Here is an 18756-nt window from a genome sequence, read left to right as displayed (position 1 = left end):
GAGGGCTACGACACCCCCACCGACCGGCGCTACTGCATCAACTCGATCTGCCTGGTGCTGGAGCCCGAGAAGAGCCAGTGACGGTTGCGTTCCTCCCGGCGAGTCCCACCCACGGACGGCGGGCCCACGGCTACATTCGCATGCGTGGGAGGAGCGCGTAGAACCATGGCTGAAGGCCCTCGGTTGTTCGACGAAGCGGTGGCCGCGCTGCAAACCATGCACTGGCGACCCGAACTTGTGATCGAAGAGATCCCGGCACCGCAGCGGATCGCGCCGCACGCGGTGGCGGTGGCGGCCGAAGTCGTCGCGGGCGGCGAAGACCTGGGCAACGGCCGGCTGGTGCTGCTGCACGACCCGGCAGGCAACCCCTCGTGGGACGGCGACTTCCGGTGCGTCACCTACGCCCGGGCCGAGGTCGACGCCGAGATGGTCGCCGACCCGCTGCTCACCGAGGTGGGCTGGTCGTGGCTCACCGATGCGCTCGAGCGCTACGGCGCTGCCTACACCGCACCCAGCGGCACCGTGACCGCCGTCTCGTCACGCGCGTTCGGCGCCATGTCGGCCGATCCGCCGCGCGCCGAGATCGAGATTCGTGCCTCGTGGACGCCCGTCGTCACCGCCGCCGACGACATCACCAGTCACCTGATGAGCTGGTCCGAACTGCTGTGCACGACCGCCGGCCTGCCGCCGCTGCCCGAGGGCGTGGTCGTCATGTCGGCTCGCCGACGCCGGTGAGCGCCGCGTCCGACGAACCCGCGCTGCCCGTCTTGGAGGCGCCGGCCGATGGCGTGCCCCCCGTGGTCGTCACCCAGCAGCAACTGGACGCCACCGTCGCCGCACTGTCGGCCGGCACCGGGCCGATCGCGATCGACACCGAACGGGCGCACGGCTTTCGCTACTCGGCCCGCGCCTACCTGATTCAGTTGCGTCGGGAGGGTGCCGGCACGTTTCTGGTCGACCCGATCGCCTTCGGCTCACCCGATGCCCCGGCCGACCTGTCGGGACTGGCCGCGGCGCTGGCCGCTGACGAGTGGGTACTACACGCCGCCACCCAGGACCTACCCTGCCTGGCCGAGGTGGGCATGCTGCCCAGCAAGCTTTTCGACACCGAGCTGGCCGCCCGGTTGGTCGGCATGCCGCGGGTGGCCTTGGGCACCCTGATCGAAGAGGCGTTCGGCCTGCGGTTGCGCAAGGAGCACTCCGCGGCGGACTGGTCGCGCCGGCCCTTGCCGGAGGAGTGGCTGAACTACGCCGCCCTCGACGTCGAACTGCTAATCGACCTGCGCGACTGGCTGGCCGAGAAGCTGCACGTCGCCGGCAAGACCGAGTGGGCCACGCAGGAGTTCGCCCACCTGGTCGATCGGGCCGGGATCATTCCCCCGCCCCGACCCGACCCGTGGCGGCGCACGTCGGGGCTGCACGCTGTGCGCAGCTCACGCGGCCTGGCCGTGGTGCGCGAGCTGTGGCGGGTGCGCGACGAACTCGCCTCGGGTATGGACCGGGCACCCGGCAAGATCCTGCCCGACCGTGCGATCAGCGGCCTGGCCGCCCGGCTGAATGCCGCCGAGGTGAAGCAGTTGGGGCCGTCCGACCTGTCGGCGATACCCGAGTTCGCCTGGCGGGCGCCGTCGCGTTACCGGGCACGCTGGCTGGCCGCCCTCGACCGCGTCGCGACCCTCACCCGTGACCAGTTGCCGGTCAAGGCGCTGCCCGCTGAAGGGCCGCCGCCACCACGCGCCTGGGAAACACGCAACCCCGTGGCCGCGGCGCGCTGGGACGCCGTCCGGCCGGCCGTGCTCGAACTCGCCGAGCAGCTCGTCGTGCCGGTGGAGAACCTGATCAGCCCGGACGCGCTGCGCCGGGTGCTGTGGCAACCCCCGGTTCCGTTGACCGCCGAGACCGTGGACGCCGCGCTGGCCGCCGACCTGGTGCGTCCGTGGCAACGCGAGCTGGTGGTGCCGGTGATCGTGCGGCACAGCACCGCTGCCTGAACCCAGAACCCGCCACTGCCTATAGTGAGCGGGTGTCAGACCCCGGCCACCAACCGACCTGGGCCTTCGGAAGCCAGCCGATGCGGCACCCTCCGCCGGTCGGAGTACCCGCGTGGCTGCCGATACCGCCGCCTCCTGCGACACCACCACCCGCGACACCACCACCCAACCGCCGACACCCGGGGCTGCCGGCGATCATGGTGATCGCAGTCGTGGTGGCCGCGATCGCCGTGTCCGCCCTGCTCGGGCGGCCGATCTCGGCCTGGTCGACCTCGCCGGTGATGGCCTACATTCCGCCCTCGGGCACCCGGGTGGTGCTGCAGGGGTCGGATGCCAGCGACACCGTCGACGAATACTTCGCCGGAGTCGGCTTCGAGGTCATGGCCAGCGGCCCGGCAGCCGCCCACTATGCTGCCGGGGGTGGCACGGGGGCCATCACCAGCACCACCTGGGTGCGGCTACGCGAGGTCACCGCCGGAGCAGACGGAGGCATCGCCGAACAACTGACCCAGTTCTTCGCGGCCACCCCCACCGGGCTGGAGTTGCGGGTCGGCGCCTGGGCCAAGACCTTCGTGGCCTTTCGACCCGGCCTACCCGTGCTGCCCGTGGCGGTGACCGACGGTCAACACTGGACGGCCACCGGCACAGCGGTGCTGGGTGCGGCCGACACGATCAGTGGCACCGAGCCCTACACCGCCGGCTTCACCGCCGCGACCGGCGAGGCCGGCTGCGTCACCGTAGCCAGGTCGCTCACCCTGGGCACCGGCTCGACGGCATCGACCGAGCAGTCGAGCGCCACCTGGTGCCCGGGTCGCGGCATCACCGCCGCCGCCGACGACGCACGCACCGCGGCGGCGGTCGATCGGCCACCCGTGTGGACCGGCCCAGCGCGCGACCACCAACCGAAGACACCCGATCTGGGCGTGGCCTGGCGGTTCGCCCGGCGCGACCTGAACGGATTGCCGCCCCTGACCCTGAGCAGCAACCAAGCCCCGGCTGTACTGCCCGGTCCGGTGGTCGTCAGCGTCAACACGCCCGGCAACGATCTCGTCGCCCGCGGCTGGGACGACGGCACCGCCGACGCCCGCTGGGTGGCGCACCCCGGCGGTCAGGTCACCGCCGTGGCGTCCGTCGGACGAGTCGTGGTCGCCGCCACCAGCCTGCGGCAACTGGTCGGCTACGGCGAGCACGGCGAGTACCTGTGGCAGGCAGCACTGGGCGACGTCAGCGCCGTACCGATCGCGGTGCTGGGGCCCCTGGCCATCGTCGCCACCCTGGACGGACAGATCACGGCCTTCCGGGCGTCCGACGGCACCGTGGCATGGCGGTCGGCGCTCGACACCCAGATTCTGCAGCCGATGGTGGTGGACGGCTCGACCGCGGCCGTCATCGATCAGGCCGGCACCGTGCGGGTGTTCGATGCCGGCGGCAGCACGGTCAGCGAGGCGTCCACCGTGGTGCCGGAGGCGTTCACCGTGACATCGGGGGTGGCGGTGGTGGCCAGCCAGGCCGACCGCTATGTGCGCGCATTCCGGCTGGCGGACGGCCGCCAGCTCTGGCGGGTGGAGGTGCCCGGCAATCGCAAGCAGATCGTCGGTGCCGGCGACCTGGTGGCGGTTCGCACCCTCGACACGCTGACCGCCCTGCGGTTGAGCGACGGCAGCAGCGCCTGGGCGAAAGACCTGGCCGGCACATCGATGCTCGCTCAGGACGGGTCATTGGTGGTGACCGACCACACGACCGTCCACCGGTTCGCACCAGACGGATCGAGCCTGGGCGCGTTCGTGACCCAAGAGAAGGACCTGTCGTTCGGCCCCGGCGCCGTGCTGGCCCTCGCCGACGGGAGCCTGTTGGTGTTCTTCAACGCCACCGTGTACCGGCTGGGGGGCGAATGAGAACAGCGCGGGCGCTGGCCAATGTGCTGCGCGACCTGGTCTGGCTCACCGTTGTGCAACCGGTGCAGGAGGGACGTCTCAGGGCGAAGGACTGGCCGGTCGGGCTGCGCGCGATCGTAGGCACTTCGTTTGTGCTCTACGCGTTGCTAGCGCTGGCCGTGGTGTTCGCCGGGCTGCTGCGCGGGCTGGGCGACCTGGTGGTCACGCCATCGGGAACCAGCCTGCCCGTGCTCGGCATCTGGCTGGCCGTCTCTGGCGCTGTCGTGTCGCTCGCCCTGTTGGTGACTGCTGCGCTGCACCTGCCGTGGTGGGTCAAGCTGGCCGCTTTTCTGGTGCTGCTGCCGGTGCTGAGTTCGCTGTTGACGGGGGTGCTCACCCAGCCCCTGCTGCTCATTCCTGCCGCCCTCGCGGTGCTGTTTCTGATCGTGCTGTTCGTTGCGCGGGCCCGGGCCGGGTACGCCTGGTGGGAGTTCGTTGCCGTCACCGGGGCCCTGGTCGGGGCCTTCGCCGTACCCCTGGCGAGCAACAACACGATCGCCATTCTCAACGTCGACTGGCGCGGCTATGTGATCGATGGCACGGTCCAGCAACTGCAGAATGCCGCGACTCCCTCGCTGTACGTCGCGGGTGCCGCCTTGGCCCAGATCGCGGTCACCGCCTCGTTCGCGGGGGTGGCGGCAGCAGACCGCGAGTTGTCGCGCGGTACGATCCGGGTCGTTGCGGTGCTGGTGGTGATCTGGGCCGGCTTCGAGTTCGTCCGGCTGGTCGGTGACCCTGAGAACCCGGCCAGCGGCTGGCTCGGGTCGCTGCTGGCGGTGCTGGCCGCCGCGGCGCTCATGGTCGGGGTGGTGCGGGTGGCGGGGCGCGCGCCCGCCTGGCCTGACCTCAATGAGGACTCCACCGTCCTCAACTACGCCATCGCCGTCGGGGCGATCCTGCTGATCCTGATCAACCCGTTGCTGATCTGGCTGCACGCCATGACTCGCCTGACCGGCCCGGAGTGGCTGGCAGCGGCCCTGGACGTGGCCACCTCGACCATTCTGGGCCAGCAGACCATCACGTGGTCGCGCGTCGCCACCGGAATGGTCGCCCTGGCGGTCACGCTGCGGCTGGCCCGGCGCGGACGTCCCTGGGCAGCCATGTTCTGCAGCGCCGTCACCGTCCTGGCGGTCTTCCAACTGCTGCGCACCAGCGGTTTCGCAGCGTGGACCGACGTGTCGCCCACCCAATTGGCCGGCGTGCTGCTCGCCGTCACCCTGATCGTCACGGCCACGCTGCTACCGCGGCGCGAGTTGACCGGCATGCGAGCCATGGCCCTCGGCTCGGCGACCCTGGTGTGCCTGGTCTACCCACACCGGGCGATTCTCGACGACCCGATCAGCGCGCTACTCGGGTTCAGTGGTGTCGCCGTGGTGCTGTTCGGCCTGATCTGGCGGGCGCTCACCGAGGGCGACATCGCCCAACACGGCACGCGGCGGTGGCCGGTGCCCGCCCGGGTGCTGCTCTTCTGCGCCAGCGCGCTGCTGGGCGTGACGGTCACGGCCTTCGTGACCCTGAGCCGCGGCACCGGCTACGTTGTCGACCCGGCACGGTTGGCCGAGAGCGGCGACTTTCTGCTCGGCACCCCGCTGCTGATGACCGCCGTCATCGGCTGCCTGGCGGTCGCACTGAGGCGACGCTGATTCTCGCTGGTCGAGCTTGTCGAGACCTTGAAGATGGCTCTCAGAGTCGAAGATTCGCCGAATCTCCTCCCATCCCGATCCGCGTGCGAAGCCGCGGCCAGCTACTGGCAAGGGGTTTCGATGATCAACCAGCGCTGGTTGCGTTGATCGGCGCTTCCGTGACCCCGCAGCGAGCTGCGGGCGCGCCGCCCCCGCCCGTGGCGGCACCGGACCCGGCGGCCCGGTCAGCGGGGCTGCTGGACCTCCGGGCTACTGACCGGTTCGCCGGCCAGCACCGTCTCGGTGGCGAACCGCGCGATCTGCTGAGCAGTCAGTCCGAGTTCGTCCAGAATGCCGGCCCGGGTGCCGTGATCGATAAAGCGTTGCGGCACGCCGAACTCACGAATCGTGGCCGACACCCCCGCCAGCCGGCATTCCTGCGCCAGCCGTGAGCCGAGGCCGCCGGCCAGCCCACCGTCCTCGATGGTGATCACCAGTTGGTGCGCACCGGCAAGAGTGACCAGTTCGGTTGGTATCGGCAGCGCCCAGACCGGGTCGATCACGCGCACCCCGATGCCTTGCTGGGCCAGCCGCCGGCCCACCTCGACAGCCATGGTGGCGAACTGGCCCCAGCCGACCACCAGCACCCGCGGATCTCCGTGCTCGAACAGCACATCGAGGGCTCCTTCGGTGCGCACCGCGGGCAGTGTGGCCGGCACCGGGTCTTTCGAGAACCTGATTGCGGTAGGCCGGTCGTCGATGCCCACGCAGGCGCGCAGGGCCTGTTGCAGCCGCAGCTCGTCGCGGGGCACGGCCAGTTGCAGCCCTGGGATCAGGCCGAGCAGCGACAGATCCCACATGCCGTGGTGACTGGCTCCGTCCGGCCCGGTGATGCCGGCCCGGTCGAGCACCAAGGTGACTCCCTCGCCGTGCAGCGCCACGTCCATCAGCAACTGGTCGAAGGCCCGGTTGAGAAACGTGGCGTAGATGGCGACCACGGGGTGCAGGCCGGTACGAGCCAGGCCGGCGGCCGAAGTGAGCGCGTGCTGCTCCGCGATGCCGACATCGAAGGTGCGTTCGGGAAAGTGCTGGGCGAAACGGGTCAGCCCGGTCGGGTGCAGCATCGCGGCGGTGATCGCGACCACCCGGTCGTCGGTCGCGCCGATGCGGGCGAGCTCGTCACCGAAAGCCTCGGTCCAGGTGCGCGCCGACGAGGTGCTCAGCGATTCGCCGGTCACCTGGTCGATCCGGCCGACGGCGTGAAACCGATCCTCCTCGTGCTGCTCGGCGGCCGCGAAGCCGTGGCCCTTTTGGGTGATGACGTGCACGATCACCGGGCCGCCGTCGAACCGTTTGGCCTGGTGCAGGGCCAGTTCGAGGCACTCGATGTCATGGCCGTCGATCGGGCCGAGGTACTTGATGCCCAGGTCTGAGTACATGCCCTGCGGCGCGAGAGCGTCCTTCACACCCGCCTTGAAGGCGTGCATCAGGCCGTAGGCAGGCTCGCCGACCACCGGGGTGCGGTTCACCCAGCTCTTGATCCGGGCCAGGGCGCGCTCGTAGCGACGGTCGGTGCGAATCGCCGATAATTGCTGCCCCAGCCCGTGCAGCCGGGTGGCCAGGCCACCGATGGTGGGGTTGTACGAGCGGCCGTTGTCGTTGACGACGATCACCAGGGGCAGGTCGGGCTGCACCGCGATGTTGTTGAGCGCCTCCCAGGTCATGCCGCCGGTCAGCGACCCGTCGCCGACCACGGCCACCACGGTGCGCTGCTCGCCCTGCAGTGCGAACCCCTTGGCCAGCCCCTCGGCCCACGACAGCGAACTGGATGCGTGCGAACTCTCGACCCAGTCGTGTTCGGACTCGGCCCGGCTCGGGTAGCCGGACAGTCCTCCGGGCTGGCGCAGGGTGTCGAAGGCGTGCTGCCGTCCGGTGAGCATCTTGTGCACGTAGCTCTGGTGACCGGTGTCGAAGACGATCGGATCGTGCGGCGAGTCGAACACCCGGTGCAGCGCGATGGTCAGCTCGACGACCCCGAGGTTGGGGCCGAGGTGACCACCGGTGCGCGACACGCTGGCGATCAGCAGGGCACGTAGCTCGTCGGCCAGCGTAACCAGCTCGGCGGTGGTCAGATCGCGCAGATCGCAGGGGTTGGTGATGCGGTCGAGCAACGGCATGCGCAGGAGTCTACGTGCGGCGGCGGGGTCGAGGGCACGGCACAAGCAGTGCGCAGGATTTGCTCATAGCCGCCGCACCCAGTTCTTGCCGCGGAGCGCCTCTTCGACCAGTCTCGCCTCGCGCTGCACCCGCACCAGTTGAGCCTGCTGCTGCGCCCACACGTCCAGGGCCTCGGTGACCACCTCGGGAGCCACCAGTTCGGCCAGGCTGAGCCGCACGCCGCCGAGGCCGTCGCGTCCGGCCTGCACCTGAGCGTTGACGAAGGTGACGGCGAACCGGGCGAGCACCACCGGGTGCCGCCGCAGCAGCCCGTGCCGGCGGTAGTCGGCCGGGCAGCAGTCGAGCAGAAACTCCGTGGCCGTCACCTCCCAATCGGGTGCCCCCGGTGGACGCACCCGCTCGGGCCACCCGGGTGGCGTGTAGCTGGTGTTGCTCTGCTGCCGCATGGCCCTGCGACGGTCCGACAGTGACGTCATCGTTCCCCCATTATCGAATACTCGTTCGATTCTATGTCAAGGGCCGGGCGCCAGTCGAGTTCAGGGGACGGTTCCCTGAACCGGCCAGAACCGTCCCCTGAACCGTTGAGAACCGTCCCCGATGGTTCGGGGGACGGTTCTTCCCGGTTCAAGGGACGGTTCTTCCTGGTTCAGGATTGCCTGATCTGAACCGTCCCTTCAGTTCAACCCCGTCACCAACCACGCGTCACTACGCTCGCGCCACCACAGCATCGCCGCCCGAATCAGCATGAACCCCGTGAAACCCACCCACAGCGCCGCCGTCGCAACCGACGACCCGAGCCCGCTCAGCCAGTCGGCGTTCAGTCGCAGCGCCGCGACGATCGGAAGGTAGCCGATCAGCACCGCGGTCATGCCGAGAGCCAGCCAGCGTCCGTCACCGGCACCGATCAGCACCCCGTCGAGCACGAACACGTACCCCGCGACGGGCTGGCCGATGCCGACCACAATCAGCGCCGCCACGACCGCCGCCCGCACTCCGGGGTCGGTGCTGAACAGCGGCGCGATCAACGGCCCGGCCACGGCGATCACCAGCCCGATCACCGCTCCGCCGACCACACCCCAACGAACCATCAGTACCGTCGCCTGCCGCACTCCCGCAACGTCGGACGCCCCCAGCCCCTTGCCGGTCAGCGCCTGCCCGGCGATCGCCAGCGCGTCCAGGGCGAAGGCGAGCAGGCTCCACACCGTGAAAGCCACCTGATGGGCGGCCAGCGGCACCTCGCCCAGCCCCACCGCCACCCAGGTGGTCAGCAACAGGATGGTGCGCAGTGCGAGCGTGCGCGCGATCAGCGGCACGCCGTTGACGGCCGCCGCCAGCACGCCCGCCGGATGCAGCCGCAACGTCGCGCCCGAGCGACGCACCCGCAGCAGCCACACCGCCACCAGGGCAGCGGCCATGGCGTATTGAGTGGTCACCGTTCCCCAGGCCGAGCCCGCGATGCCCCAGCCCAGCCCGTAGACCAGAGCCACGTTGAGCACCGCGTTGAGCGAGAAGCCGATCACCGAGACGACCAGCGGCGTGCGGGTGTCTTGCACGCCGCGCAGCGCGCCGGTGATGGCCATCATCGTCATCATCGCCGGCAGCCCCACCGCCGAGATCCGCAGGTAGCTGACGGCCTGGGCCAGCACCTCACCGCTGCCGCCGAGCCCGGCGCACAACCACTCGGCCCCCAAACCCACCACGGCGCCAGCCAGCACGCCCAGCGCGATGCCCAGTACCGTGCCGTCCACCCCGGCGGACACCACCTTGTCGTCGGCCCCCGCGCCCAGCGCTCGGGCCACGCTCGCGGTGGTGCCGTAGGCCAGAAAGACGAAGCTGCCCGCCGCGGCGTTCAGCACCGACCCGGCCACCCCGAGGCCCGCCAACTGCGGCGTGCCCAGGTGCCCGACAATCGCTGAGTCGACCAGCAGGAACAGCGGCTCGGCCACCAGCGCGAAGAACGCCGGCACCGCAAGGCCGAGAATCTGCCTGGTCAGGCTCTGGGAACTCGCAGAACGCACCCCGCCAACCTATCCAGCCGCACCCGGACTCCCTACGGACTCCCCCGGGCTCCCGCTGGGCTCCAGACGCCGCCACCGAGCCGTAATCGCACCCGGCTCAACCGAAAGAGTGTGAAATCTGCGCACCAGTGGCGCTCCGCATCGGTCGAAATCGCACTGACAAGGAGTTTCACCGCGAGGGCCTGCGCCTAGCGCGCAGATTTCACACTGTTGCTGTTAGTCGCCACCGGGCGCTGATCAACGCAACCAACCGCTGGTTGAGCGTCGAAACCCCTGGCGAGGGCACTCCGTCCGAGGTCTCGACACGCTCGACCAGCGAAGATCAGCGTTTCTCTCAGCCCACGGGGCTGGCCGATTGCCGGCGTCGTCGCCGAAGCTCGCCAGCTCTGCTCTGCCGAAGACGATCAACGCCACGACCACGATGATCACCCACTCCCGGCCTCCCCGATTGGGCATCACAGTCTCCCCCGCTCGGCATCGACCCGGTGCCGGCCCCAGGGGTCGTCCGATTCAGCCGATCAGGGTTGCGGTGCGCGCCACCTGGCCGTACCACGCGGCGCTGGCCTTGGGAATGCGGCGCAATTCGGCATCGACAGCGACGATGCCGAAGCGCTTGTCGTACCCCAGCGCCCACTCGAAATTATCCAACAGCGACCAGGCCAGGTAGCCGTCGACGTCCGCACCCTCACCGATCGCGTCATGCACGGCGGCCAGGTGACGGCGCAGGTATTCGAGCCGCGTTGCCGTGTCGTCGACGTAGCCGTCGGCATCGGGCTGGTCGTCGAACGCCGCACCGTTCTCGGTGACGACCAGCTTCACTCCGGCCGACCCGGTGTAGTCGGTGTGCAGCCAGGTGAGCAGCCGGCGCAGGCCGTCCGGATCGACCTCCCAGCCCATCGCGGTCTGCGGCAGGTCGCGCAACACCTGGACGGCATCGGGTGCGGCGATGTGCGGCGTCGGCCCCGCCTCTGCCTCACCGGCCCGGAACACGTTCGTGGTGTAGTAGTTCACCCCGAGCACGTCGATCGGGGTGCTGATCGCAGCCAGGTCGCCCTCGTGCACCAGATCATCGGGCCAGTACCCGGCCAGGTCGTCGCGGACGTCCGCGGGGTAGTCGCCAGTCATGATCGGCTCGACGAAGAACCGGTTGGCGGTGCCGTCCACCCGGCGGGCCACGTCGCGATCAGCCGCCGACTGCGACGCGGAAATCACCGGGGTGAAGTTCAGCGTGACGCCGAGCTCGTTCTCATGGTCGTCAGCGGCCCGCAACGCCTGCACCGTCCAGCCGTGCGCCAGCAACAGGTGGTGGGCGGCCCTGATCGAGGCGGCCGCGTCGGTCTGGCCCGGGGCATGAATGCCCGCGGCGTAGCTCAGGAACGATGAACACCAGGGCTCGTTGAGCGTGGTCCAGGTGCGCACCCGATCACCCAGCCGATCGTGTAGGGCCAGGGCGTAGTCGACGAACCGGCTCGCGGTGTCACGGTTCGTCCAGCCACCGGGCAGGGCGGCCGGAAGGTCCCAGTGGTAGAGGGTCAGCCACGGCTCGATGCCCTTGGCCAACAGTTCGTCGACCAGCCGTGAATAGAAGTCCATGCCTTCGGGCAGCACCCGGTCGCCGTCGAGCACCCGAGGCCACGACACCGAGAACCGGTAGGTGCCCAGCCCCAGGTCGGCCATCAGCGCCACGTCTTCGGCGTAGCGGTGGTAGTGGTCGCAGGCCACGTCGCCGTTCTCGCCGCGCACCACCGCCCCTGGAACCCGGCAGAACACGTCCCAGATCGAGTCCTGCCGGCCACCGGCGTGCGCGGCCCCCTCGATCTGGTAGGCGGACGTGGCGCTGCCGAACCTGAACCCTCGCGGAAACTGACGCAACATCAGGCGTCCTGCCCAGCCGATGTCGTGGTTGATGAACAGCACGGTGAGATGCGGGTTGACGCGCAGTTCCTGCAGGTCGCGACATGCGGCGTCATGTCACCACCGATCCGGCACCTCACGCCGACCCCGTCAACGGGCCGGGCTTTTCGCGCAGCCGCGCCTTCTCGGCCACCACCGTGCGGTAGCTCTCGCGTTCGCGCACCAGCCACTCGGGCGGGTCGGCGATCAAGGCCCCGATCTGCTCGGCGTCGAGCGCCTCGGTCACGCCGCCGCGGGCCAGCCCCGAACGCGAGATGCCGAGCTTCTGGGCAACCACCTCGCGGGGGAACGGTCCGACGCGACGCAACTCGTTCAGCCAGGCCGGCGGGTCGGAACGCAGGGCATCCAGGTCGCCCCGGCTGATCGGGGCGGTGCGAAAATCCTCCGGCGCGGCCGGTAGGTAGATGCCCAGCTTGGCGGCAGCGGTCACCGGCTTCATGGTCTGGCTCACCCGGCTACTGTACGGCCCGCGATAGCCTGCCGGGGTGAGCACTCCCCCGGACGGGCTACGCGTGGGCCATGTGCCGGGCGTGACCCTGACCAAGTGGACGTCGGTGTGGGCCGAGCGCTTTCGCCGCACGCCGCTGCTCGTGGTCGAGGTGCCCGAAGTCGACCAACGGCAGGCATTGGACGACGGCCTGGTCGACCTGTGCTTCGTCCGGTTGCCGATCGATACCGACGGCCTGCACCTGATCCGCCTGTACGAAGAGGCGCCGGTGGTCTGGGTGTCGAAGGAGCATCCGATCGCGGCCTTCGACGAGGTGACACAGGCCGACCTGGCCGGCGAGACCGTGCTGATCCAGGCCGACGCCGAGAGCATCAACCGGGTAGCTCTTGAGATCGCCGTGCTGCGGGTGCCCATGTCGATAGCCCGTGGCGGCAGCCGCCGTGACCTGGCCTACCGTCGCGTGACCGATGCTCCTGGAACGGTGATCGGGCTGGCCTGGCGAGCCGACCAGCCTCACCCCTTGACCGATGAGTTCATCGGCGTGGTACGCGGGCGCAGCGCCACCTCGTCGCGCACCGCGCAGGAACGCTCGCAGCGATCAGCGAAAGCCGCTACCCCGCCGTCCGGTCGCGATCGCCGGCGCCGAACCGTCCGCGACCGCCGACGCTGACCGGACGGCGCCGATCGTCGCTGGACGAAACGGCTCGGGCCGTGCCCGCTGGCATTCAGCAGGCACGGCCCGAACACAGGCTGATCGCGACGATCAGCGCAGGTACAGCATCTCGCGGTACTTCGGCAGCGGCCAAGCGTCGTCGGCCAGCTCCAACTCGAGCGCATCAGCGTGAGCCCGGGCCTGATCCATCAGCGGCCGGATCACCTTGGCACCATGCTCCAGGTGTGCAGCGATGCTGTCGAAGTCGTGCTTGGGCAGTTCGCCCTCCAACGCGGTGATGGTCGCCAGCAGCGCCTTGGCCTCCGTCGCGATGGTGGTAGCCGTCGTGGTGTCGAGTTCGACACCGAATTTGGCCGCGGCGTCGTAGTTCGCCCCAAGCTCGGTCAAGTAAGAGAGCGCGGCCGGGTAGATGACCGTCTTGCCCAGATCGATGACGAGCTTCGCCTCGACGACGATCGAGTTGATGTACTGCTCGGCGTACACCTCATAACGGCTCTCCAACTCCAGGGCCGACAACACGCCGGTCGAGGTGAACAGCTCGATGACGGGCTGCTCGGTGAAGACCGGCAGCGCTTCGGCGCTGGTCGGCAGGTTACGCAGACCGCGCTCCTTCACTGCCATCTCGTGCCACTCACTGGAGTAGCCGTCACCGCCGAAGACGACATTGCCGTGCTTGTCCATGATCTCTTGCAGCACGGTGGCCACCGCCTCGGGAACCTCCTTGCCGGCAGCCAACTCGGTCTCGAGCCGGCCGGCGATCCAAGACAGGGAGTCGGCCAGGATCGTGTTCATCGCGACCAGCGGCCCCGACACCGACTGGGACGAACCCACAGCGCGGAACTCGAAGCGGTTGCCCGTGAAGGCGAAAGGAGAGGTACGGTTGCGGTCGCCCGGGTCACGCTTGAACGGCAGGATCTGCGACAGGCCAAGGTCCATCAAGCCGCCGTCCTTGGTGATCGACGCCTTACCGGCCTTGATGTCGTTGTACACGGCCTCAAGCTGGTCGCCCAGATAGACCGACATGATCGCCGGCGGCGCCTCGTTGGCCCCGAGCCGGTGATCGTTGGAAGCGGTGGCGATCGCGGCGCGCAGCAGTGGACCGAACAGGTGCACGCCCCGGATCACAGCCCCGCAGAAGACCAGGAAGTGCAGGTTCTCCTCCGGAGAGCTGCCCGGATCGAGAAGGTTGCCCTGGGTGGCGTTACCCACCGACCAGTTCACGTGCTTGCCGGAGCCGTTGATGCCCGCGAACGGCTTCTCGTGCAGCAGGCAGACGAAGCCGTGCTTCAACGCGGTGGCCTTCATGATCGTCATCATCAGCTGCTGGTGGTCGGCTGCGACGTTGGCGGCCTCGAAGTACGGCGCGATCTCGAACTGAGCCGGCGCCACCTCGTTGTGGTGGGTCTTGGCCGGAATGCCGAGCCGGTAGAGCTGGTCTTCGAAGTCCTGCATGAAGACCTGGACGCGATCGGGGATCGCCCCGAAGTAGTGGTCGTCGAACTCCTGACCCTTGGCCGGGGGCGCACCGAACAGGGTGCGTCCGGCGAGCAGCAGGTCGGGACGGGCGGCGGCGAAGTTCTTGTCGATCAGGAAGTACTCCTGCTCGGCACCGCAACTGGAGTTCAGCGGGGCGATGTCGGTCTCGCCGAGCAGAGCCAGCACCTTGCGAGCAGCCTTGTCCATCGCAGCGTTCGAGCGCAGCAGCGGGATCTTCTTGTCGAGCGACTCGCCCGTCCACGACATGAACACGCTGGGGATCATCAGCGTGGCACCGTTCGCGGTGTTCTTGATGTAGGCGGGGCTGGTCGGGTCCCACGCGGTGTAGCCGCGGGCGGCACTGGTCATTCGCAGGCTGCCGTTGGGGAACGACGAGCCGTCGGGCTCACCCTTGATCAGCAGGCTTCCGGTGAACTCGGTGATCGCGTGGCCGTCGGAGTTGGTGATGATGAAGCCGTCATGCTTCTCGGCGGTGATGTTGGTCAGTGGGTAGAACACGTGCGAGAAGAATTTCGGCGCCCTTGCGCATCGCCCAGTCCTTCATCGCCGCCGCCACTACGTCGGCCGTTGCCGCATCCAGGGGCTCTCCGGTCTGAACCGTGCGCTTCACCGCCTTGAAGGCGTTCTTCGACAACGCCTCCTCCATCGCGGCCAATCCGAAGACGTCACACGCCCACATCTCCGAGAGGGGAAGGATCTCGGTGGTCTCCACCGGCGGACGGCTGAGCGTCTCGGTGATCGCAACCTGGCGGACCTTGTTCGCTGTCATGTATTGCTCGCCTTCATCGGGAATCGGGTCGCGACGACCCTAGGCGCCAGTTGTTTCGGGGGGGTTTCGGGAATATTTCGCCTGATGTTCGTAGGCCTCCCCGTGGGGCAGGCGCCTCGCCGACCTCATCGGCATCGCCGACAAGACCGCCGTCACATGGGCCACTCTCGCCGCCCGAGACGGGTCCTCCCACATCGCCCAACGCGAGCCGATGCGCGGCACCTCGGATACCCTGGGTTGAACGTCGCGTGCTGGTGTCAGGCAGTGTCAGGCATGGAGGCGTAGAATCCGAAGGAGCACGACGATGACGACGTCGTTCCCTTCGCCCTCTCGTGACTGAGGGCGAGAAGACCAGGCTCATCGCCTGGAGCAACGAACTGAAGGCCGTCCACGGGCGACTCCGCGAAGCACTCCGCGTGACGCAGGCCGCCGCGAAAGCTGGTGAGCCGAACGGCCCACCAGCGCGCGAGTTGCTGCTGTTCTGTCACGGCTTCTGCACCGCGCTGACCGGCCACCACGAAGGTGAAGACAAAGAGCTGTTCCCCGCCATCGCCGCCGCACACCCGGACCTCGCGCCGACGCTACACCGTCGAGGGAGTCCGGCACCGATCCGGGGTGTGGTTCGACAAGCCCGTCACCAGCGAGCACCCGGTCGCGTTCACGATCTTCCTGGCCTGCCCGCCCGCGACGGATCACTGCGCGCTGCTGCGCCTGTCGATCCTTGACAAGCCCCTGCGCTGACCGGGGTGCCGTGATGAAGAAGGTACTGATCGCTGCAGCGGTGCTGATCATGCTCGTCCCGATGCTCGGCGTGCTGGCCATCGGCCTGCTGATCAACCCGGCCCTCGCCAGCTGCGCCACCACCACAGGCGGCGTCAACGTCGGCACCGTGCCCGACTCGCTGACCGTGACGACCCGCGACGGGACGACATTCACGCTCAGCAAGACCCAACTGCAGCATGCGGCGACGATCATCACGGTCGGGGGCGGGATCGACGGCGTCGGCCGCCCTGGGGTCAAGGTCGCGCTGATGGCGGCACTGACGGAGAGCAGCCTGCGGCAGCTGGCCAACCCCGGCGCCTACCCCGAGTCCATGAACTATCCCCACGACGGGGTGGGCTCCGACCACGACTCCTTGGGCCTGTTTCAGATGCGCCCGGCCAGCGGCTGGGGCGCGGTCGCGCAGCTCATGGATCCGATGTTCCAAGCCCGGGCCTTCTTCGGCGGACCATCTGGCCCCAACTTTCCGTCGCCCAAGGGGCTGCTGGACATTCCCGGATGGGAGCGGATGGATCCCGGGCAGGCGGCCCAGCGGGTCGAGGTCAGTGCCTACCCGGACCGCTACCAGAACTACGAGCCCGTCGCCGAGTCGATCCTGCAGACGCTCACCGGCACCACCGGTGGTGCGGTGAGGCCGGTCGGGACCGGGACGGGATCATCGAAGGTCGTGTTCCCGCTGCCCGAGGGGACGTGGACGATGACCAGCCCCTTCGGCTGGCGGATCCACCCGATCACCGGGGAACGCTCCCTGCACACCGGAACCGACTTCGCCGCCGCCGACGGCACCCCCATCCTCGCCGCCGCCGATGGTGTGGTCACGGTGGCCGAGTTCTCCGGCGGCTACGGCGGCCTGATCGTGATCGAGCACCAGCTCGACGGGCAGACCATCGCCACCGCCTACGCGCACATGTGGGAACGCGGCATCCACGTCCGCGTCGGGGACCGGGTGACCGCCGGGCAGCACATCGGCGATGTCGGTTCCTCTGGGATGTCCACCGGCCCGCATCTGCACTTCGAGGTTCGGCCTGGCGGCACCAACGGCACCGCCGTCGACTCCGCCGCGTGGCTTAACGCCCACGGCGCCGCGAACCTCCCCGCAGCCACGGGCGAAGTGCCCGGCGCCGGCTGCAAGAACAGCGGCACCTTCGACACCAACACCGGTGTGACACCGCCCGCCAAGAACACGGACGGGAGCTGGCCGGCCGAGTCCTGCACCATGCCTGATCCGACCCAGCCCGGCCGCAAGGGTGCCTGCGTCACCCCACGCACCGCGACCATCGTCAAGCAGATCCAAGCCATGAACGTCGGCGACAACGGCCTCGCCTGCTGGGATCCCCACGCGTGGAACCCCACCAGCGATCACCCCAAAGGCCGTGCCTGCGACATCACCTTCGGGATGATCGGCCGCTTCCCCGACCGGGCAGACAAGGCCGCCGGAGACCGGCTCGCCGACTGGCTCACCGACAAGACCAACGCGGAAACGTGGGGTATCAACTACGTCATCTGGCAGGGCCGCATCTGGTCGCTCGCCCGCGCCAGCGAAGGCTGGCGTCCCTACACCGGCGGTGGTATCTACGATCCCCGCGATCCCACGGGAGGGCATTACGACCATGTCCATCTCTCGATGCTCTAATAATCTCGAGGCTGCACCCAAATCACTCGTTCCGAAACCCGAAGCGCCCTCTAGGTCACCAGTATGGGCTCGCAGACAGTTCGGAGTCGCACAATTTTCTCCAGGACAAGACAGGCCGTTCCAGGCTTTGGCGGAGTCTACGCTGGCTATATTCCGCCAGACTTCACCGATGGGCGTTATGCGAGCGGGCCGTATTTCGCACGAAGCTTGGTTAAGGCGGGCCCAAATGTCTCTTCGAGGATGTCCCCGTGGGCTTTGAGCATCTCCAGTTTATAGAGGTCATGGCGCACTAGTTCGGTTACAGGGACGACGAGGCCATGGTGTTTGGTCCATGCAGCACGGGATTCGGTGCCTCCAGAGACGCTGCCAGCAACGATCTCGCGGTCGTCGGCGGAGATGACGAGCCAGCGGCTTCCGAGTCCATGAGTGACTTCGTCGGTACCTGGATGAAGGAAGACCGTGGCGAAGGGGAGTTCCACGGACCCGTATGCGACCACGATGACCTTCACTCCGCGCGCGGCCGCCCTTTCGAGATCACTATAAAGCCTGTCGGCCTCGGCCTCCCAGATTTCGCACAACAGTCGCTTTGAAGCGCGGTTGATTACGTCTTGCGCACGGTTGAGGATGTCACCGCGTCCCTGTAGGTCCCAGATGACGCTGCCACTCTCGTCACGTGAACCGAAATTGCGTAGAACTTCGTCGGCATGGGACAGCGAATCTTCCGTCTGGCGTCGGTGTACTTTGAGGAACTCTTCGGGTGTTGTGGGCGCGTATTTCTGTGGCTTGCCGTTCGAGACCCGGGCCGCTCCCTTGGCCACCAGTGAGTCAAGGACCTCGTAGACGCGCCCCCGGGCAACGCCTGATCGTTTAGCGATGCCGTAGCCGGTGTCTGGTGCCTCGTCGAGGAGGGCGAGATATGCCTTCGATTCCCATTCGGTGAGACCGATGGCGCGTAGCGCCTGGATCTCCGTTTCACCGAAGGCCTGCTGATTCACGCCGCTTCCTCACTTCCGCTGTGACCGATGTTCCTGACGCGCCGGGACTTCTGGTACGGCCTGCAGGTGCGGGCCTCAGCGGTCGAGGGCGCGACGCCGGACAGCTGCTGGATGCCCGGGGGTGCGGTGAAGCACCCTGAGAGCGCGCAAGTCTCATCGAGTACCCAAGCGCCAAGCATACGGCAGGGCTCCCCGCAGGGGCGGGCTGAAGACGCCGTGTGGGCGTCGGATCCCGTCGACGATGAAGCGGCTTCTGCTCCTCACGCGATCCGGATACACATACGTAGCCCCCTTTTGGGTTACG

General features: G+C 68.5%; 16 protein-coding genes and 1 pseudogene. 8 read left to right on the top strand and 9 right to left on the bottom strand.

Translation table 11 applies throughout. The features are described 5' to 3' along the window. The first annotated feature begins 165 nt into the window (after positions 1-165). The 4 genes from QM721_RS06385 (at position 166) to QM721_RS06370 (ending at position 5568) form a co-directional block, all read left to right on the top strand. Positions 166-735, top strand: coding sequence for a DUF3000 domain-containing protein (locus QM721_RS06385; protein WP_415120074.1), 570 nt, complete (start codon positions 166-168; stop codon positions 733-735). Beyond that, on the top strand, positions 732-1991 hold the full coding sequence (locus QM721_RS06380) for an HRDC domain-containing protein (protein ID WP_415120072.1): 1260 nt from the start codon (positions 732-734) through the stop codon (positions 1989-1991). The genes QM721_RS06385 and QM721_RS06380 overlap by 4 nt, the downstream gene beginning before the upstream one ends. A 197-nt stretch (positions 1992-2188) precedes the next feature. After that, positions 2189-3886, top strand: a complete 1698-nt coding sequence (locus QM721_RS06375; protein ID WP_415120070.1) for a PQQ-binding-like beta-propeller repeat protein — start codon at positions 2189-2191, stop codon at positions 3884-3886. Continuing rightward, complete coding sequence (locus QM721_RS06370) at positions 3883-5568, top strand: hypothetical protein (protein WP_415120068.1); 1686 nt, start codon at positions 3883-3885, stop codon at positions 5566-5568. Before QM721_RS06375 ends, QM721_RS06370 begins: the two co-directional genes overlap by 4 nt. Positions 5569-5792: 224 nt before the next feature. Here the strand turns inward: QM721_RS06370 and dxs are convergent, their stop codons facing one another. The 6 genes from dxs to QM721_RS06340 all read right to left on the bottom strand — a co-directional run bounded on the left by dxs (position 5793) and on the right by QM721_RS06340 (position 12108). Then, complete coding sequence (gene dxs / locus QM721_RS06365; RefSeq protein ID WP_415120066.1) at positions 5793-7724, bottom strand: 1-deoxy-D-xylulose-5-phosphate synthase; 1932 nt, start codon at positions 7722-7724, stop codon at positions 5793-5795. A 63-nt stretch (positions 7725-7787) separates the two neighbouring features. Further along, positions 7788-8201 carry a hypothetical protein gene (locus tag QM721_RS06360; protein WP_415120064.1) on the bottom strand — a complete coding sequence of 138 codons (414 nt, stop codon included), beginning with the start codon at positions 8199-8201 and terminating at the stop codon, positions 7788-7790. A gap of 198 nt (positions 8202-8399) precedes the next feature. After that, positions 8400-9743, bottom strand: a complete 1344-nt coding sequence (locus tag QM721_RS06355; RefSeq protein WP_415120062.1) for an MATE family efflux transporter — start codon at positions 9741-9743, stop codon at positions 8400-8402. A 237-nt stretch (positions 9744-9980) separates the two neighbouring features. After that, positions 9981-10199 (bottom strand): twin-arginine translocase TatA/TatE family subunit, encoded by a 219-nt coding sequence (locus QM721_RS06350; RefSeq protein ID WP_415120060.1) that lies wholly within the window; start codon positions 10197-10199, stop codon positions 9981-9983. A gap of 54 nt (positions 10200-10253) precedes the next feature. Continuing rightward, the gene (locus QM721_RS06345) at positions 10254-11660 is read right to left on the bottom strand and encodes a GH1 family beta-glucosidase (RefSeq protein WP_415120058.1); all 1407 of its coding nucleotides are present in this window, start codon (positions 11658-11660) and stop codon (positions 10254-10256) included. Positions 11661-11733: 73 nt separating this feature from the next. Next, on the bottom strand, positions 11734-12108 hold the full coding sequence (locus tag QM721_RS06340; RefSeq protein ID WP_415120056.1) for a DUF5997 family protein: 375 nt from the start codon (positions 12106-12108) through the stop codon (positions 11734-11736). Positions 12109-12142: 34 nt separating this feature from the next. On the opposite strand from QM721_RS06340, the gene QM721_RS06335 reads away from it, so the two are divergent. Beyond that, positions 12143-12775, top strand: a complete 633-nt coding sequence (locus tag QM721_RS06335; RefSeq protein ID WP_415120054.1) for a LysR substrate-binding domain-containing protein — start codon at positions 12143-12145, stop codon at positions 12773-12775. A gap of 93 nt (positions 12776-12868) precedes the next feature. Here the strand turns inward: QM721_RS06335 and QM721_RS06330 are convergent, their stop codons facing one another. Together QM721_RS06330 and QM721_RS06325 are read right to left on the bottom strand one after the other, a co-directional pair. Then, complete coding sequence (locus QM721_RS06330; RefSeq protein ID WP_415120052.1) at positions 12869-14773, bottom strand: glutamine synthetase III; 1905 nt, start codon at positions 14771-14773, stop codon at positions 12869-12871. Further along, the gene (locus tag QM721_RS06325; RefSeq protein WP_415120050.1) at positions 14733-15044 is read right to left on the bottom strand and encodes a glutamine synthetase III; all 312 of its coding nucleotides are present in this window, start codon (positions 15042-15044) and stop codon (positions 14733-14735) included. Before QM721_RS06325 ends, QM721_RS06330 begins: the two co-directional genes overlap by 41 nt. 332 nt (positions 15045-15376) lie before the next feature. Here QM721_RS06325 and QM721_RS06320 point away from each other — a divergent pair. The 3 genes and pseudogenes from QM721_RS06320 to QM721_RS06310 all read left to right on the top strand — a co-directional run. Then, positions 15377-15613 (top strand): annotated as a pseudogene (locus tag QM721_RS06320) (hemerythrin domain-containing protein); the annotation flags it as partial. A gap of 46 nt (positions 15614-15659) precedes the next feature. Beyond that, positions 15660-15785 (top strand): hypothetical protein, encoded by a 126-nt coding sequence (locus tag QM721_RS06315; protein ID WP_415120145.1) that lies wholly within the window; start codon positions 15660-15662, stop codon positions 15783-15785. Positions 15786-15834: 49 nt separating this feature from the next. After that, positions 15835-17457, top strand: a complete 1623-nt coding sequence (locus QM721_RS06310; RefSeq protein WP_415120141.1) for a M23 family metallopeptidase — start codon at positions 15835-15837, stop codon at positions 17455-17457. Between the two features lie 176 nt (positions 17458-17633). Here QM721_RS06310 and QM721_RS06305 read toward each other — a convergent pair whose 3' ends face one another. Then, positions 17634-18452 carry a TrmB family transcriptional regulator gene (locus QM721_RS06305; protein ID WP_415120048.1) on the bottom strand — a complete coding sequence of 273 codons (819 nt, stop codon included), beginning with the start codon at positions 18450-18452 and terminating at the stop codon, positions 17634-17636. Between the last annotated feature and the right edge of the window lie 304 nt (positions 18453-18756).

The organism is Micropruina sp. (genome assembly GCF_047602085.1).
Classification (GTDB): domain Bacteria; phylum Actinomycetota; class Actinomycetes; order Propionibacteriales; family Propionibacteriaceae; genus Micropruina.
The sequence above is the reverse complement of the archived record's forward strand: the minus strand, read 5'-3'. Positions and strand labels throughout refer to the sequence as shown.

Excerpts from the sequence above, each read along its gene's own strand:
- QM721_RS06375 (WP_415120070.1), top strand. The coding sequence starts at position 2,189 with ATGGTGATCGCAGTCGTGGTGGCCGCGATCGCCGTGTCCGCCCTGCTC.
- QM721_RS06385 (WP_415120074.1), top strand. The coding sequence starts at position 166 with ATGGCTGAAGGCCCTCGGTTGTTCGACGAAGCGGTGGCCGCGCTGCAA.
- QM721_RS06370 (WP_415120068.1), top strand. The coding sequence starts at position 3,883 with ATGAGAACAGCGCGGGCGCTGGCCAATGTGCTGCGCGACCTGGTCTGG.
- QM721_RS06325 (WP_415120050.1), bottom strand. The coding sequence starts at position 15,044 with ATGACAGCGAACAAGGTCCGCCAGGTTGCGATCACCGAGACGCTCAGC.
- QM721_RS06310 (WP_415120141.1), top strand. The coding sequence starts at position 15,835 with ATGCTCGTCCCGATGCTCGGCGTGCTGGCCATCGGCCTGCTGATCAAC.
- QM721_RS06350 (WP_415120060.1), bottom strand. The coding sequence starts at position 10,199 with ATGCCCAATCGGGGAGGCCGGGAGTGGGTGATCATCGTGGTCGTGGCG.
- dxs (WP_415120066.1), bottom strand. The coding sequence starts at position 7,724 with ATGCCGTTGCTCGACCGCATCACCAACCCCTGCGATCTGCGCGATCTG.
- QM721_RS06360 (WP_415120064.1), bottom strand. The coding sequence starts at position 8,201 with ATGACGTCACTGTCGGACCGTCGCAGGGCCATGCGGCAGCAGAGCAAC.